The sequence below is a fragment of the Pseudomaricurvus alkylphenolicus genome, from assembly GCF_011683955.1.
GTDB lineage: Bacteria > Pseudomonadota > Gammaproteobacteria > Pseudomonadales > Cellvibrionaceae > Pseudomaricurvus > Pseudomaricurvus alkylphenolicus.
Map to the genome: position 1 here is coordinate 47,671 of NZ_JAAQPI010000020.1, position 16,588 is coordinate 64,258.

Annotated in this window: 13 protein-coding genes; 7 read left to right on the forward strand and 6 right to left on the reverse strand. The window is 55.3% G+C overall.

Annotated elements, in window-relative coordinates; genetic code table 11:
* Positions 1–5: 5 nt before the first annotated feature.
* From pyk to HBA55_RS38105, 5 genes are all read left to right on the forward strand, one after another.
* Complete coding sequence (gene pyk, locus HBA55_RS31940; RefSeq protein WP_166999808.1) at positions 6–1,433, forward strand: pyruvate kinase; 1,428 nt, start codon at positions 6–8, stop codon at positions 1,431–1,433.
* Positions 1,433–2,599 (forward strand): methyltransferase, encoded by a 1,167-nt coding sequence (locus HBA55_RS31945; protein ID WP_166999809.1) that lies wholly within the window; start codon positions 1,433–1,435, stop codon positions 2,597–2,599. The genes pyk and HBA55_RS31945 overlap by 1 nt, the downstream gene beginning before the upstream one ends.
* Positions 2,600–2,897: 298 nt before the next feature.
* Entirely contained in the window at positions 2,898–4,652 is a 1,755-nt protein-coding gene (locus tag HBA55_RS31950; RefSeq protein WP_166999810.1) for an ATP-binding response regulator, read from the forward strand.
* 95 nt (positions 4,653–4,747) lie between these two features.
* Positions 4,748–4,978 (forward strand): hypothetical protein, encoded by a 231-nt coding sequence (locus tag HBA55_RS31955; protein WP_166999811.1) that lies wholly within the window; start codon positions 4,748–4,750, stop codon positions 4,976–4,978.
* Between the two features lie 53 nt (positions 4,979–5,031).
* Positions 5,032–6,819 carry a diguanylate cyclase gene (locus HBA55_RS38105; protein WP_166999812.1) on the forward strand — a complete coding sequence of 596 codons (1,788 nt, stop codon included), beginning with the start codon at positions 5,032–5,034 and terminating at the stop codon, positions 6,817–6,819.
* A 53-nt stretch (positions 6,820–6,872) separates the two neighbouring features.
* Here the strand turns inward: HBA55_RS38105 and HBA55_RS31965 are convergent, their stop codons facing one another.
* On the reverse strand, positions 6,873–8,111 hold the full coding sequence (locus tag HBA55_RS31965) for a hypothetical protein (protein ID WP_166999813.1): 1,239 nt from the start codon (positions 8,109–8,111) through the stop codon (positions 6,873–6,875).
* Positions 8,112–8,250: 139 nt separating this feature from the next.
* On the opposite strand from HBA55_RS31965, the gene tcdA reads away from it, so the two are divergent.
* Positions 8,251–9,078 (forward strand): tRNA cyclic N6-threonylcarbamoyladenosine(37) synthase TcdA, encoded by an 828-nt coding sequence (gene tcdA / locus HBA55_RS31970; protein WP_166999814.1) that lies wholly within the window; start codon positions 8,251–8,253, stop codon positions 9,076–9,078.
* Here tcdA and HBA55_RS31975 read toward each other — a convergent pair.
* The 5 genes from HBA55_RS31975 to galE all read right to left on the reverse strand — a co-directional run bounded on the left by HBA55_RS31975 (position 9,039) and on the right by galE (position 14,300).
* Positions 9,039–10,712 carry an aminotransferase class V-fold PLP-dependent enzyme gene (locus tag HBA55_RS31975; protein ID WP_166999815.1) on the reverse strand — a complete coding sequence of 558 codons (1,674 nt, stop codon included), beginning with the start codon at positions 10,710–10,712 and terminating at the stop codon, positions 9,039–9,041. The genes tcdA and HBA55_RS31975 overlap by 40 nt on opposite strands.
* Positions 10,713–10,736: 24 nt before the next feature.
* A complete protein-coding gene (locus HBA55_RS31980) occupies positions 10,737–11,537 on the reverse strand; it encodes a TatD family hydrolase (protein ID WP_166999816.1) in 801 nt (266 codons plus the stop codon).
* Positions 11,537–11,794 (reverse strand): hypothetical protein, encoded by a 258-nt coding sequence (locus HBA55_RS31985; protein WP_166999817.1) that lies wholly within the window; start codon positions 11,792–11,794, stop codon positions 11,537–11,539. The genes HBA55_RS31980 and HBA55_RS31985 overlap by 1 nt, the downstream gene beginning before the upstream one ends.
* A gap of 49 nt (positions 11,795–11,843) precedes the next feature.
* Positions 11,844–13,199, reverse strand: a complete 1,356-nt coding sequence (gene rimO, locus HBA55_RS31990; RefSeq protein ID WP_166999818.1) for a 30S ribosomal protein S12 methylthiotransferase RimO — start codon at positions 13,197–13,199, stop codon at positions 11,844–11,846.
* Between the two features lie 84 nt (positions 13,200–13,283).
* A complete protein-coding gene (gene galE, locus HBA55_RS31995) occupies positions 13,284–14,300 on the reverse strand; it encodes a UDP-glucose 4-epimerase GalE (protein ID WP_166999819.1) in 1,017 nt (338 codons plus the stop codon).
* A 347-nt stretch (positions 14,301–14,647) separates the two neighbouring features.
* On the opposite strand from galE, the gene HBA55_RS32000 reads away from it, so the two are divergent.
* The gene (locus tag HBA55_RS32000; protein WP_166999820.1) at positions 14,648–16,570 is read left to right on the forward strand and encodes a PrkA family serine protein kinase; all 1,923 of its coding nucleotides are present in this window, start codon (positions 14,648–14,650) and stop codon (positions 16,568–16,570) included.
* Positions 16,571–16,588 lie beyond the last annotated feature (18 nt).

Below are 16,588 nucleotides of genomic sequence, written 5' to 3' on the forward strand. Positions count from 1 at the left end.
TACCCATGCGCAAAACCAAAATCATCTGTACCATCGGCCCTGCCACTGAATCGCTGGAAATGCTGGAAAAACTCTATCACGCCGGCATGAATGTGGTGCGACTGAACATGTCCCACGGCGACCATGAGTCACACGCCAAGGTGATTCGCTCTATCCGCACTCTCAACAAGCGGGTCAAGCACCCTATTCCCATTCTGCTCGACACCCAGGGGCCGGAGATTCGCACCGGCGATGTGGCCAGGGAGCTTGACCTGCACGAAGGCTCTGAGGTGACCATCGCCGTGCGCGGTGCTGAAAATGTGGAAGAGACGTCTATCCACATTAACTATGACGACCTGGTGGACAGTGTCAGCGATGGCGACATGATCACTGTGGATAACGGTTTGATCAATCTGGAAGTTCTGGAGAAGCATGAGCGGCAACTGCGCTGTAAAGTGATCGATGGTGGGGTATTGAAGAGCAAACGCCATGTAAACCTTCCAGGCATCCGCGTCAATCTGCCGGCGATAACCGAAAAAGACCGTCGTGATGTTTTGTTTGCCATGGAACAGGAACTGGATTTTATCGCCCTGTCTTTTGTTCGCCGCGCCGAAGACATTGAAGAGCTGCGCCAGCTTTTGGGTGACAAAGCCAACAAGATCAAGATTATTGCCAAAATTGAGGATCAGGAAGGTCTGGGTAATCTCGAAGAGATTATCGACGCCGCCGACGGTGTGATGGTGGCGCGAGGAGATCTCGGAGTTGAAATCAGCGTCGAGCTCCTGCCCAACGAGCAACGGCGCATGGTGCGCCTGTGCGTAGAGCGAGGCAAGCGGGTCATTGTTGCCACTCATTTGCTTGAGTCCATGATCGACAATCCGATCCCCACCCGCGCAGAGGTCACCGATGTGGCCAACGCCATCTACGAAGGCGCTGACGCGGTCATGCTTTCCGGCGAAACCACCATCGGTAAGTATCCCGTCAAATGCGTGGAAATCCTCGACAAGATCGCGGACGCTTCAGAGCGGGAACCGGGTCTGCAGTTTGCCCGCAACCTGCACAAAAATGACGAAAAACAGCACTTGGCGCACGCAACGGTCAGCCTTGCCGAATCGCTGCGGGTGAAGGGTATTGTTGTGATAACACGACGGGGCTTTATGGCCAATTTGGTGACCAATTGCCAGCCCCACCACACGCCGGTATACGCCTTTACCAATGACGCCCGTACCCGTCGGCAACTGTTGCTCAACCGCAGCGTTTACCCATTCCGTATGGAATTTTCCCAGGACCCCGAAAAAACACTGCTGAACGCCTTCCGGATTCTGGTGGAAAGGTCCGATTTTGTGCCGGGTGACCAGGTTGTGGTGATTTCTGACATTATTGCCGGTTCCGGTGTTGATGCGGTGCAGGTCAGAGAGATTCCGGTCCAGGACCCAGAGGTCGATTCGCACTGATGTCGGCGGACACCAACCTGTTCGATACCCCCTTCGGCGGCTTCTCTTTGCATCGCTACCCACCCCGGAAAAAGGGTGGGCAGGCACCGCTGCGTGCCTGGGATGCTGCCGATGAGTACCTGCTGCATTGGCTGCACGACAATCAGGATTTGGATGTCGCCAACAACAGATCCTTGATCTGCAATGACGCCTTTGGCGCTCTGAGCCTGGCTTTACACCACCTGCACCCGGTTAATCAGGGTGATTCCTGGCTCGCGCATCGGGCTTGCCAGGAGAATCTGGCCCACAACGGCATGAGCGGCGATAACGTTGTCTGTATCGATAGCCTGACGACACCGGAGCAAACTCTGGCACTGGTGGTGATCAAAGTACCCAAAACTCTGGCGCTGCTGGAGGATCAGCTCTACCGATTGCGGCCGCGAATTACTGAAAATACCTGTGTTGTCGCTGCCGGCATGACCAAAAATATCCATACCAGTACACTCAAGCTGTTTGAGTCGATTATTGGACCCACCCGAACTTCCTTGGCCAAAAAGAAAGCCCGGCTGATTTTTTGCCAGCCCCAACCACAGCAATGGCAGCATCAATCTCCCTACCCCAGTTATTACACGCTGGAAAATTCCGGTTATCGAATCGGCAATCACGCCAATGTCTTCTCCCGTGCAAACCTCGATATAGGCACCCGCCTGATGCTGGAGCATATGAACGCGCTCCCCGGTGCCGATGACATTATCGATCTCGGTTGCGGTAATGGCCTCCTCGGTCTGATGGCAAAGGCCCGGCAGCCGGAATCGCGGGTTGGTTTTTTTGACGAATCCTACATGGCGCTGGCCAGTGCCAGAGAAAATCTGCAAAACGCGCTGGGCCCTGATGCGCTGAATGATTGCCAGTTCCTGGCCAACAACTGCCTGGAGGGAGTAGCCACCGCCAGTGCAGATCTGGTTCTCAACAATCCGCCGTTTCACCAGGGCAACGTGGTGGGTGACCACATTGCCTGGCAGATGTTTCAGGATGCTCGGCGGGTATTGAAACCGGGCGGGCAGTTGTGGGTAATTGGCAATCGCCACCTCAACTACCACACCAAACTCAAGAAACTGTTTGGCAATTGTCGCGTGCAGGGCTCCAACCGCAAATTCGTGGTGCTGGTCACCACTTGCCGCACATGACCTTATTTAAAGTCATTCACAGATTCCCTGGATCCCCACACTGATATCCTGTGGATAACAAGCGCTCGCCCCCGTCAGCCCTGGGATTGCAAAGTTTGCTTAAGAATCAGACAGTTAGCACTCCCTCCTGATTGATTGCTCAACTCTGCTCCCGGATTCACAACCGCCAATTCGATTTCAGAGCCCCAGGGGATTATACTTCAGGGACTCTAGCCACAGGGCCTCAAGGCTTGAAGCCCCTTAACGACAATCGGGCGTGAACCCACAGTGAGCGTGGGAATTACATGGACGTAACACGATGGTTTCCTTGAAGCACTCTCTTTCACCTTCTGCCAGTATCGAATCCGAGCTGTTGCACCTATTGGCGCGCCAGGGCTGGATGGGGCCGATACCGGTTTTGATTTCCCTTGGGGTTATCGCCGGGTTTTCGGCCGAACATGTGCCCGTTCTTGCCTGGGCCGGCTGGCTGCTGCTCTGTACGGTGGTGTTATTCGCTCGCTCCACCGTGCTGATTTATTTGCCGAGGATGAACCATATTGCTGAGCACAGGCGACTGCGCTGGGCCATTGCGCTGAGCGCAGTCAATGGCTGCTGCCACGGGCTGTCGCTGCTTTTCTTTCCTTATCTGGACGAACTCCAACGTGCAGTGCAGACGATGATCCTGACGGGCATAGGCACCATCAGCGTGATAACCACCGCCGGGTTCCTGCCAATTTCGATCGCCTACCTGATCCCGACACTGGTCCCCAATATCTGCTTGTGGATCGCCTATACCTGGCTTGAGGAAGGCAGCTGGATTGGTTATGCGGTGGCGATCATGGCACTGTTGTCCAATGTCATTATGGTGGTGCTGTCCAAGGATACCTACGAGCTGTTTAAGGAATCTTTCGCAATTCGGCGCCGCCAGAACGAGATGAATATCCAACTCAAAGCGGCACTGCAGGAAGCGGAAGCCGCGAGCAGGGCCAAGACCCGCTTCCTGGCCTCCGCAAGCCACGATCTGCGCCAGCCCATTCATGCATTGTCACTGTTTGGTGGCGCCCTGGCCAAACGCCCGCTGGACGAGCACAGCCGGGATATTGCTGAACATATGGATCTGGCATTACAGTCGCTGGCGTCACGATTGGACTCGTTACTGGATATATCGAAACTGGATGCCGGCATCATTCAGGTCAATGAGGCGCCATTCAATTTACGCCTGCTGGCGGAACGGTTACAGGATGAATTTATGCCGGCCGCAAGAAACAAGAGCCTCAAGGTGTGGTTGCACTGCCCGGACGACGTATTCGTAGCCAGCGATGAAGTGTTGATGGAACGGATTGTTCGTAACCTGCTGTCGAATGCGATCAAGTACACCGACAGAGGGCGCATCGACTTCAGCGTGACCGTCGCGTCCGGGCTGGTCAGGCTTCAAGTCATGGATTCCGGTCAGGGGATTCCGCTGGATGAGCAGGAGCACATCTTCGAGGAGTTCTACCAACTCAACAATCCTGAACGCGACCACGCCAAAGGGCTTGGCCTGGGGCTCGCCATTGTCAGGCGTTTGTCTGATCTGCTGAAAATCACACTGGAGTTGGAATCCAGTCCGGAACGGGGCTCCACTTTTACACTCACCATGCCCAGTACCAGAGTTGAGGCGGACCCCGTACTGCCAGACCCCAAAGTCAGTCTCAGTTGGAATAATCTCTGTGCACTGGTCATCGATGACGAACTTGAAGTGGCGCTGGGCATGCGAGCTCTGCTGGAGAGTATGGGTTGCAAGGCATTGTTGGCTGACAGCACAGAGACCGCCATGCAACAGGCCCGGCGGGAAAGACCGGATATCATCCTCGCCGACTTTCGCCTGCGAGGCGAAGATGACGGCATACGCTCCATCAAATCTGTTCGCGGCCTCTACGGCGAGCTACCTGCCATTCTGATCAGTGGAGATACCGCCCCGGAGCGACTGCGGGAAGCGGAAAATGCCGGTATAGAACTGTTACACAAACCTGTGTTGGTACAAGATCTGGAGTTGGCCATTTCCGAAGCCTGCGACCTCACCGAAGCCCTGTGAATTTTAAGTAAGTTGCTATACTCAAAGGGCAGCTGCCCTCCTGGCGCTGACCCACAAAAATAAAGTTAATTCCGGCTTACCACAGGAGTATCGATATGGATCTTGCACATATGCAGAAGCTCTACGACCTTGGCCGCCTCAGCGACGTTATGGCGGTAGCGGAGAATCAGGACGACAGTTGGCACCTGGACTGTCATGACCTCTGGGGACATGTTCTGCACCTGACCGACAACCGCGGTGAACCGCGCCGTTTTCACAGTCTCGATTCCGCCTCACGAGTGGCGAGAGATATCGGTTTCAGTGAAATTCAGGTAGTGGAGCACTGACCTTCCCACTAGTCCGACACCTCACCCACTTTAACACTCTTCAAGTCAGGAGAGTGTTTTCGTTCGTCTGCCTGTCAATGCTGCTGGCTTCGGTCGGCCAGACGGCGAGCAGCCAGCCAGCCTGTATCAATCCAAGCCCACAGCAGGGAGAGATGCGGGTCAACTGCTGGTCACAGTCCCAACCGCTATCTCTGGCCGGTGAATGGCAGCTGCACTATCAGTCCCAGGACAATCAGGAACATTACCAGGGGCCAATGGCAGTGCCCGGGCTTTGGCGTACCCGCAGAACCCCGTTACCCGGTATGGGAGAAGGGCAATACCGGCTCATACTGCACTTTCCCCAGACGGTGTCCGGAGCCGCGCTCCAGCTTCCCTGGATGAGTGCCGCCCGCCGGGCCTTCATCACCATCGATGGGCAGCGCACTCCTTTGTTGGATGTTGGATACCGGCAGCGTCGGGCTGCACAAGCCGACTATCGACACCCTCTGCTGCAACTGCCTCCACTCTCTGGCAGGGTATTGCTGGAAGTCGATGTATACAGCAACTTCAGCCTCAATGGTGGCATGTATGGCCCGCCAGTGCTCGGGGATTACCAGTTACTCCTGAGGCAACACCAAAAACAAAAGACCCTTGCCACGGCACTCGGCACCCTGATCTTTATGTTTGCCCTGGTGAATCTGGTGTTCTGGGGGCTGCGGGACTATGGGCGAGGCTTTTTGCTGTTGGCGGCGCTGGGTACCGATATTTCACTTCGCATTCTGATCAACGATTCCGATGTTCTCGAGGACTTTCTTCCACGCTTTTCGGTTGCCGCCGATACCTATTTCGGCTGGGTGTTATTCCTTGGCGGTGCGGCTTTAGGGGCCGCCTACTTTCGAACCATTTACCCACGCATTATTCCTCGCTGGCTTTGCATCGCTGCTGTCCTTTTCAGCCTGATCGGGTTGACGCTTCTGTTCACTTCGCCTATCCCTGTCGTGCAGTCCTATGGCGAGTTTTATCGCCCAATGGTGGCCCTGCTGGCACTGGCGCTGACGCTGATGCTGGTGCGGGGCTATCTTCGCGGTCAACGCGAGGTACTCTACTCCCTGCTGTCAGGCATGGTGGTATTGGTTTCATTTATGTTTGAAACCCTGTATTTCCATTTTCAGGCCCGTGCCACCCCTTTTCTGGCCTATGGTCTCGGCTGGCTGGTGTTTCTGATGATCGAAACCTGGCAGATGTCGCGGCGCTTTCGGCGCTCAATGGAGCGGGCCGAACGTCTCAGTTCCCGCAATCAGATGTTGGAAGATATCGCCCTTCGAGATCCCTTGACGGAACTGGGAAACCGGCGCGCCTTTGACCAGCGCTTTGAGCAGGAGGTAAAACGCCACCGCCTCCGTTATCCCGGCAGCCAAGGCCCGCTGTTGGGGCTGGCACTGATAGATTTGGATTTGTTTAAACGCATTAATGATGAGCACGGTCACGACGTGGGCGATCAGGCTCTGCAAGCGGTGGCTGCCGTTTTACGAGAGCGGGTCAGAGATGAAGATTTCGCCGCAAGGGTTGGCGGCGAGGAATTTTGCCTGCTGATGCCTGATTGCGGCAGGGATAGCGCCCGCCAGACGGCCGAACGTTTGCGTCGCTATATTGAGACCCTGGCTCTGGGTAGCGCAAAAGGCCCGCTCAGCATCAGCGCCAGCATCGGCGTGGCGGTACTGCTGCCCAACATGAGCCGCCACGACCTGCTGCGCAACGCCGACCGGGCACTCTATCGCGCCAAAGACAGTGGCCGTAACCGCTCCGTCTGCTATTGGGAAATGGAAACCGAACCCGACAGGGATAAAGAGCCCTCAGCCTGATGGAGAGCCTTCAGCCTGATGGAGAGCCCTCAGCCTAATAGACAGCCCTCAGCCTAGGCGTACTGCATGGCCCGCATTTCGTAAATCGCATCAAAAAACGCTTGCTTGCGCGCCCGCATCGCCCGGCGCGCCACTTCCATCTCCGCCTTGAGTTGTTCCAGCCTGCGCTTCAGCTCCAACTGAGGCAGAGACATGGATTGAATCTGGATCTTACGCGCCCTGAAGGTCTCCCAGTGCTGCGTGGCCTCCAGCCATTCCGACTTGAGAGCCTCCAGTTTCGCTTCCCATTTGTCCCAACGGGGGCGCAGGGTTTCCACCCGGGCTTCCAGCAATTTGCGACGGGCGATTATTTCCGCCTCCTGGCGTTTGCTGGCCCGTTGCAGCCCCTTTACCAGCCCCAGGGCATTGAGCAGCAGAATCACATAACGGCTGGGGTCGAGCAGCCAGCCGCTCCAGCCGAAGCCATTGCGGTAATCGCGGCCATAGTCGTGATGGTCAGCGTGGTGATTGCCCTCACCCAGTGGCCCCATCCAGATGTAATTGTTCTTGGCGGAGCTGAATGCGCCTTTGGTAAATCCCCACATATGGGTCACGCTGTTGACCGTCCAGGTATTGTGCTGTGCCAGGATAAATCCGCCAATCGACGCCACCAGTAGGCACAAAGCTCCGGTGATCGTGCCCGTAATCAAGTAGCCCACCACCATCGGCAAGAGAAAATTCAGACCAATCAGCAGTGGCAGGTAAAGTTTGTCCTGCCATACCAGCGGGGCGCTGTTCTTGGCGTCGTAGGCCTTGTCTTTGGCTTCCGTGTCGGGGTGATGAAAGAAGTAGGTCAGCACGTGGGACCAGAGGAAATTGCGCCAGCCACTGCTGAACCAGGTGGCGCTGTAGGGATCCAGATGGTGCTTGCCACTGCGGTCGACGCCATGGTGCACCACATGCATAGCCGCCCAGCGACGCACGCTGCCCTGCATGGCCAGCACCTGCCCGATAAACCCAAACACAATGTGTACAGGCCAACTGATCGTTTTGGCTGCGCCATGGGCGATAAGGCGATGGGAATAGACAGTGGTGGAAAGGCAACCAATCAATGCGTGGATCAGGGTCCAGCCAAGCATAATCTGCCAAAAGCCCGCAGGGGCATAATAATAGGCGACAGGCGTCGCCAGCAGACAGATCAAGTGAGTGGACGAAATGAATGACGCAGTCACCCAATCGATGGTAAACCCATTGCTGAACAGGTCGCGAATTCGATGGTAGATGGGAGCCGGATCGTTTTGGGGTCGGGTCATTGGGTACCAACTTCAATGAGGCAAATCGAGAGCTCTTATACTATAGGCGATGCCAGCAAAAACAAGTCGGCTTTGGTATGAAGCTTTTGTAACAGTCTGCTAGAATCCGCTCCCCCATTGTGCTACCCGTCTCACCTTTATGAAGCCACTGTCCGAACACACCCTGCAACGCTTTGGCGGCATTGCCCGGCTCTATGGCATGACGGCCCTTGAACACTTGCAGCGGGCGCATTTTGCGGTTATTGGCATTGGAGGGGTAGGCACCTGGGTGGCAGAGGCCCTGGCCCGTAGTGGCGTGGGTGAAATCACCCTGGTGGACATGGATGACATTTGCCTGACAAACACCAATCGCCAGATTCACGCCCTGCAGAGCACTATTGGACGCCAAAAGATCGATGTCATGGCGGAACGGCTGAGGGATATCAACCCCGAAATCAAACTCCATTGTGTCGATGATTTTCTGGATCGGGACAACCTGCTGGAGCTGATCCACTCCGATTTGGATCTGGTGGTGGATGCAATTGATGCCGCCTATGTGAAAGCGGCTCTGATTTCCCACTGCAAGCGCCAGAAGCAGTTGATGGTGACGGTGGGCTCCGCCGGGGGAAAACTTGACCCCCGGCAGATTGTCAGCGGGGATCTGGCCAAGACCATCAATGACCCATTATTGGCCAAGACCCGCAACAACTTGCGCCGACTGCACGGCTTCTCCCGCAACCCCAAGCGCGTGTTCTCAATCGAGGCCGTCTACTCCACCGAGCAAATGACCTACCCCGACCAACAGGGCGGCACCTGCCAGAGTAAGAGCGGTCTGGAGAATGGGGTTAAGTTGGATTGCAGCGGTGGTTTTGGCGCTGCCACCATGGTTACCGCCAGCTTTGGCTTTGTCGCTGTATCGCGGGCTATCGACAAGTATTTGCTGCGCTGTCAGTCCCGGGACGAAGCCCGTACCAATGCCAGAGCCTGATCCAGCAGCGCCCTGAAGCCATTGCTGCGCGAGGGGCTGAGGTACTTCTCCAGACCCAACTCTGCGAAGGTGGCCTCCAGATCCAGGGCCTCAATGTCCCGGCGAGTGCGGTTATCGATCAGCAGCAAAACCAGTATGGAAAGCCCTTGAATGACTCTTGAGTCCGTATCGATAGCGAAGCGATGGCGATCCGCTTCCACTCGATGTACCAGCCAGACTTCGGATTCGCAGCCGTGCACCTGATGTTCAGGAACTCGAATCGCCGGTTTGCGCGATAACTGAGTCGCCCAGCGAGTCAGTTGTCTGTAGCGTTTCTGCCAACTGGATTGCGATGAAAGCTCCTGCAGGGACAAAGCGCTGAGATCATCCCCGACCCAACCCTCAACAGTCGATGGTGCCGCAGATTCCACATCCTCATCCAGAGGCATGACTGATAGCGCCTGTAGCAATCGATCGACGTCCTCGCGGTTGTTATAGGCGGCCAAAGAGATTCTGAGACTACCCGATTGGCCCAGACTCTCCATAAGCGGTTGGGCGCAATGGTGTCCCACCCGTACGGCAATATCGTGCTCATCCAGCCAGTCGGCGATATCACTGGCCGCCAGCTTGCACTGAGGGCTTGGCACCAGTGCCGCAATACCGACGTTGTTTTCGAAACGGGTCAGAAGTTGTAGCGGTCGCTTCAGGCAAAGAGCCTCCAGCTCTGTGTGCAGGTAACGGTTCAGGTGAGACTCATAGGTTGCCATCGCCTTGCGGTCCTGGCCCTCAAGAAACTCAAGGGCGGCCCCCAACCCCGCTATGGCCGCCAACGCCGAAGTCCCCGCCTCAAACCGATGAGGGGCCTCGGCATAATCGCTGCTTTGCAGACGCACCTGACGAATCATCTCACCACCACCCTGCCAGGGCGGCAATGCGCTTAATGCCTCTCTGCGTCCATACAACAATCCCACACCCGTGGGTCCATAAAACTTATGGGCGGAACCCACCAGAAAATCACAACCCATTGCCTGCACATCCACGCGCTGGTGAGCCAGTATCTGACTGGCATCCACGACCAGACGACAGCACTCTGGCAACAGGTTTTTCACTCTCTCGACCGGAATACGAAAACCCAGGGCGTTAGAAGCCGCCGATAGCGCCACTACCCGCAGGCGCCCGTTCAAGAACTCCGGCAATCGCTCTAACTGCGGCTCGCCGTTGTGATCGGGCAGAAAGCAGAGCTCCAGCCCAAATTGCTCTGCTGCCATTTGCCAGGGCACCAGATTGGCATGGTGTTCGGCCGCAGACAGCAGTACCTGATCGCCAGGCTCCAGGGTGCGTGCCAAACTTTGGGCCAATAGGTTAAGCGCTTCAGTGGCTCCCCGGGTAAAGATAATTTCGTCTCTGTCGGAGGCATTCACAAACTCCGCCGTGGCCTGCCTGACACGCTCAACCATGGCCGTAGCGGCTCTGGCCAGGCGGTGGCTGGAGCGGTGTGTATTGGCATTGTAGCGGCTGTAAAAGTCCGTCAGCGCCTCGATGACACAGCTGGGTCTCTGGGTGGTGGCGGCATTGTCCAGATACACCAAACGGGTATTCTCGGCATGCTCAAACAGGGGGAAGTGCCGTTTAAAAGCGGCGTTATCAAAGGCCATGAATATCGATCAACAATTTACGGTTCAATTAAGCTGCAGATTAAATAGACGTCGGGCATTTGCACTGGTCTGTCGCGCGATGTCTTCCAGCGGCAACTCACGCAACCGTGCGAGGCACCGGGCCACTTCGAGCAACGCCAGAGGGCTGTTGCGTCTGCCCTGATGCCCCTGCAGAGGCATGGCCGGGGCGTCGGTTTCCAGTACCAGGCTCTCCAGCGGTAAATCCACAACCGCTGAACGGGTTTTACGGGCGCGCTCATAGGTAATACTGCCGCCCACACCAATATAAAAGCCCATTGCCCAATATTGCCGGGCCAATTCGGGGCTGCCGGAAAAGCCGTGTATCACCCCGCCGGCTTTGGGTCGGTGGGCCTTGATCTGTCGCAGCAGGGGATTGTGAGCGCGATGACCATGCAAGATCAAGGGCAAATCCAGTTCGCAGGCCAATTGCAGCTGTACCTCCAGATAGGCTTGCTGACGCTCCAGAGGGCAGTTGATGGCGCCATCCAGCCCGCACTCTCCAATCGCAACGGCCCCCTGCTCCCGGATTTGCTGTTGTAGCTGCAGTTGAAACTCTTCGGGCGACTCCTGCTGGTGCTCTACCCACCAGGGATGGAGCCCATAGGCCGCCAGCAATCGTGGCGATGCGGCTGCCTGTGTGAGCTCCGAAAGCCCCGCCCACTGCGCTGGCTCTATGCCAGGAAGCACGATAGTGGTGATTTGTTGGTCGCGACATTGCTGCAACAGGGTCTGGCGATCCGGCTCAAACTCCGGAAAATCGAGATGACAGTGGCTGTCTACAAACGCTGCAGAGGATATCGGCATCAACAGCCACCGCCGTCGCCACCGCCGCCACTGCCGCAGTCACCGCCTCCGCCATCACCCCAACCGCCGCTGCCCCAGCCTCCAGAGCCACCGCTGCCGCCGGCCCTGGCAAGAGTCAACCGCGACAGCAACCAGACAATAAAGGCAAAATCCACAACGGGTAACAGGACTCCGTCGAACCAATGCAGGCTCTCCAGATCGGTGTTAAGGAGGCTGGTGATACCCACCACCAGCCAGATCAGGGTAGTCAGCTTCATAGAGCCCTTCCCGCATGCTCAGTTGTCAGTTACCAGTGTAACGGACGACTCAGACATTGTGGACAACACTACCCCAGAGGTCATATTCATCGGCATGCTCGATTTCGACCTGAACCCGTTGACCAGGTTTGACGCTGAATTCTTCATTCAGGTATACGACGCCATCGATTTCCGGGGCATCCGCAAAGGTGCGTCCAATGGCACCTTCATCGTCAACCTCGTCAATCAACACCTCCAGGGTGCGGCCGATCTTGCGTTGCAGACGGGCTGCGCTGATGCGCTGCTGGGTTTCCATGAATCGCTCCCAGCGCTCTTGCTGGATATCTTCAGGCACGTGATCCGGGAGGTCATTGGCCCTGGCGCCATCAACCGGGGAATACTTGAAGCAGCCAACCCGATCGAGCTGGGCCGTTTCCAGAAAATCCAGCAACATCTGGAAATCTTCTTCCGTTTCACCGGGGAAACCCACAATAAAAGTGGAGCGAATGGTCAGGTCAGGGCAGATCTCCCGCCAGTTCTGGATGCGGTCCAGAACCTTTTCACTGTGGGCCGGGCGCTTCATCATCTTCAGCACCCTGGGGCTGGCGTGCTGAAAGGGAATATCCAGATACGGCAGGATTTTGCCTTCTGCCATCAGGGGGATCACCTTATCGACGTGAGGATAGGGGTAAACATAGTGCATTCTGACCCACACTCCCAACTCGCCCAAGGCAACCGCCAGGTCCTGCATACGGGTCTCACGTCCCTGGGCCAGATCCAGCTTGTATTTGACGTCCACGCCATAGGCACTGGTGTCCTGGGAGATCACTAACAGCTCCTGAACGCCACTTTTGACCAGCTTATCGGCCTCTTGCACTACATCGTTCAGGGGGCGGCTGACCAGGTCCCCGCGCATATCGGGAATGATGCAGAAGGTGCAGCGATGGTTGCAGCCCTCGGATATCTTCAGGTAGGCGTAGTGTTTCGGGGTCAGCTTGACCCCCTGAGGCGGCACCAGATCCACTAAGGGGTTGTGGGCCTCAGGAGCAGGGGGAATAAACTCGTGAACCGCATTCATGACCTGGTCATAATCCGCGGGGCCACTGACGCTGAGCACATCGGGATTGGCCGCCTTGATGGCCTCGGCGTCAGAGCCTTTGCCCATGCAGCCAGTGACAATCACCTTGCCGTTCTCCCGCATGGCCTCTTCAATCGCTTCCATCGACTCCTGTTTGGCGCTGTCAATAAAGCCACAGGTGTTGACCACCACCACGTCGGCGTCATCGTAGCTGGATACCACGTCGTATCCATCAAGCTTGAGCTTGGTCAGGATCCGCTCGGAATCCACCAGCGCCTTGGGGCACCCCAATGACACAAAACCCACTTTTTGCGAACCGACTTTCTGGTCGAAACTGCTGTTAGACATTCAATAATCACCGACGGGTAAAACAGGGCCGCGTATTGTACAGAAATCACCCAGCCGGTGCTATTAAATGGGGGGCTATGGAAGCTATTGATAACCTTCGGGATTATTGGACTGCCAGCGCCAGGTGTCCTCCATCATGCGCTCAATACCCAGCTGTGCCTGCCATCCCAGTTCCCGCTGGGCTTTTTCCGGGTTGGCGTAGCATTGAGCCACATCCCCCGGCCGGCGCGGTTGAATCTCGTAGGGGACCTCGCGATCGCTGGCAGCGGCAAATGCCGCCACAATTTCCAGCACGCTATAGCCGCGTCCGGTACCCAGATTATGGGTGTAACAGCCTGAATGGTTATCCAGCAGGAACTGCAGGGCTTTTACATGGCCCTGGGCCAGGTCCAGAACGTGAATATAGTCCCTGACTCCCGTGCCATCGGGGGTGTCGTAGTCCTGTCCGAACACATTGAGATGGGGCAGACGCCCCACCGCCACCTGGGAGACGTAGGGCAATAGGTTATTGGGAATGCCCTTGGGGTCCTCGCCGATCAACCCGCTGGCATGAGCCCCTACCGGGTTAAAGTAGCGTAACAGGCTGACACGCCAGGGATTATCCGGAGTCCTGCACAGATCACGCAGAATTTCTTCCACCATAAGCTTGCTGCGACCGTAGGGATTGGTGGCAGAGGTTGGAAAGCTTTCATCGATGGGAACTGTCGCAGGATCGCCATATACGGTGGCTGAGGAGCTGAAAATCAGGTCATGGACATCATATTCGGCCATCACCTGGCACAGAGTCAGCGTCGCCGAAATATTGTTGTGGTAATAGGTCAGAGGCTTTTGCACTGACTCCCCCACCGCTTTCAAGCCCGCGAAGTGCAGTACCGCGCCCACCTGGTGACGGGCGAAAATCTCCCTCAAGGCATCGCGATCAGTGACATCCGCTGTTTCCAGTGCCAGCTCCCGGCCCAGAATCTGTGACAGGCGGTCCATAACCATGGGTTTGCTGTTGCAGAAGTTATCAACCACCACCGGCTCAAAGCCCGCGCTCATCAGCTCTATACAGGTATGGCTGCCAATATAACCGGCTCCGCCGGTAACTAGTACTTTCATGTCTTGGTCCTTAATTTAACGGGCTTCCTTCAGGGGGCGATTATCACACACCCAATACGACTAAAGAAGCGTCAACGCCAGTGCAACAACACTGCGGGAGTAATCTTTTTGCGTTAAAAAAACGTAAAAATTAATTCCATAGTGACGCACAAATTTTTTTTGCGTCTATGCTTTCTGGTAGGGAATAACGGTTTCGATGGATTCGCCTATAACGTTATATGCAGTTGGCCTATATAGGGGGAATATTTTAACTATCCCGCGGTCTAAACCCCCACAGGCTACTGACAATTTTTGACCAAAGTTTTTGCAGTTGCAGCAGTTAGGCTTTGCCCTGAAGGAGACGAACCATGAGTATTTTCAGCCACTATCGTGAGCGCTATGAATCCACTCAGGAAGAGGAACTCACTATTCAGCAGTATCTGGAGCTGTGCAAGAGTGATCCCGGCGTATACGCGACCGCGGCAGAACGTATGTTGATGGCCATTGGTGAGCCGGAGTTGATCGACACCTCCACAGATTCCCGCTTGAGCCGTATCTTTTCCAATAAAGTCATTAAGCGTTATAAGGCTTTTGGCGATTTTTACGGAATGGAAGAATGCATCGAGGAGATCGTTTCCTTCTTCAAGCACGCCGCACAGGGTCTGGAGGAGAAAAAACAGATTCTTTACCTGCTCGGACCGGTGGGAGGGGGTAAGTCCTCACTTGCAGAAAAACTGAAAGACCTGATGCAAAAAGAGCCCATTTACTGCATCAAGGATTCACCGGTTTTCGAATCACCCCTGGCGCTGTTTGACGAAGATGAGGACGGACATATTCTGGAAGAGGATTACGGCATTCCACGTCGTTATATCAAGTCCATTATGTCGCCCTGGGCGGTCAAACGCCTCCACGAATACAACGGCGATATCAGCAAGTTCAAAGTCGTTAAAATGTATCCCTCCATTCTGGACCAGGTTGCCATCTCCAAGACCGAACCCGGCGATGAAAACAACCAGGACATTTCCTCCCTGGTGGGCAAAGTGGACATTCGCAAACTGGAGGACTTCCCGCAAAACGACCCCGATGCCTACAGCTTCTCCGGCGGCCTCTGCCGATCCAACCAGGGCATCATGGAATTTGTGGAAATGTTCAAAGCACCTATCAAAGTGCTGCACCCTTTGCTGACTGCCACCCAGGAAGGCAACTACAACAGTACCGAAGGATTGGGAGCCATCCCCTTTGAAGGTATCATTCTGGCGCACTCCAACGAATCAGAATGGCAGACCTTTAAGAACAACAAAAACAACGAAGCCTTTATCGACCGTGTTTATATCGTCAAGGTCCCCTACTGCTTGCGTGTTTCGGAAGAGATTCGCATCTACGACAAGCTGTTGGTCAACAGCTCCTTGTCCAAGGCGCCTTGTGCACCGGATACGTTGAAAATGCTGGCTCAGTTTTCCATATTGTCTCGCATTAAGGACCCGGAAAACTCCAACCTCTATTCCAAGATGCGCATCTATGATGGCGAAAACCTCAAGGACACTGACCCTAAAGCCAAGTCGTTACAGGAATACAAAGACTCCGCCGGAGTGGATGAAGGCATGGCGGGCCTATCTACCCGCTTTGCCTTTAAGATTCTCTCGAAGGTGTTTAATTTCGATCCCACCGAAATTGCTGCCAACCCGGTGCACCTGCTTTATGTATTGGAACAACAAATCGAGCAGGAACAATACCAAGCCGAACAGCAGGAAAAATACCTGGCCTTTATCAAAGAATATCTGGCCCCACGATACGTCGACTTTATTGGCAAGGAAATCCAGACAGCTTATCTCGAATCTTATGCTGAATACGGGCAGAATATTTTTGACCGCTATGTAACCTATGCTGACTTCTGGATTCAGGATCAGGAATTCCGTGACCCTGAAACCGGCGAAATTCTGGACCGCAGCGCTTTGAACGAAGAGCTGGAGAAAATTGAAAAACCGGCAGGTATCAGCAACCCGAAAGATTTCCGTAACGAAATCGTCAACTTCGTATTACGCGCACGCGCCAACAACAACGGTAAAAACCCGGTTTGGAACAGCTACGAAAAACTGCGCACCGTGATTGAGAAAAAAATGTTCTCCAATACCGAAGACTTGCTGCCAGTAATTTCGTTCAACGCGAAAGCTTCGGCCGACGACAAGAAAAAGCACGAGGATTTTGTCGATCGAATGGTGGACCGCGGTTACACCGAGAAGCAGGTTCGCCTGCTGTCCGAATGGTACCTAAGAGTCAGGAAATCGCAGTAACCTGACGTGTTGGGTACC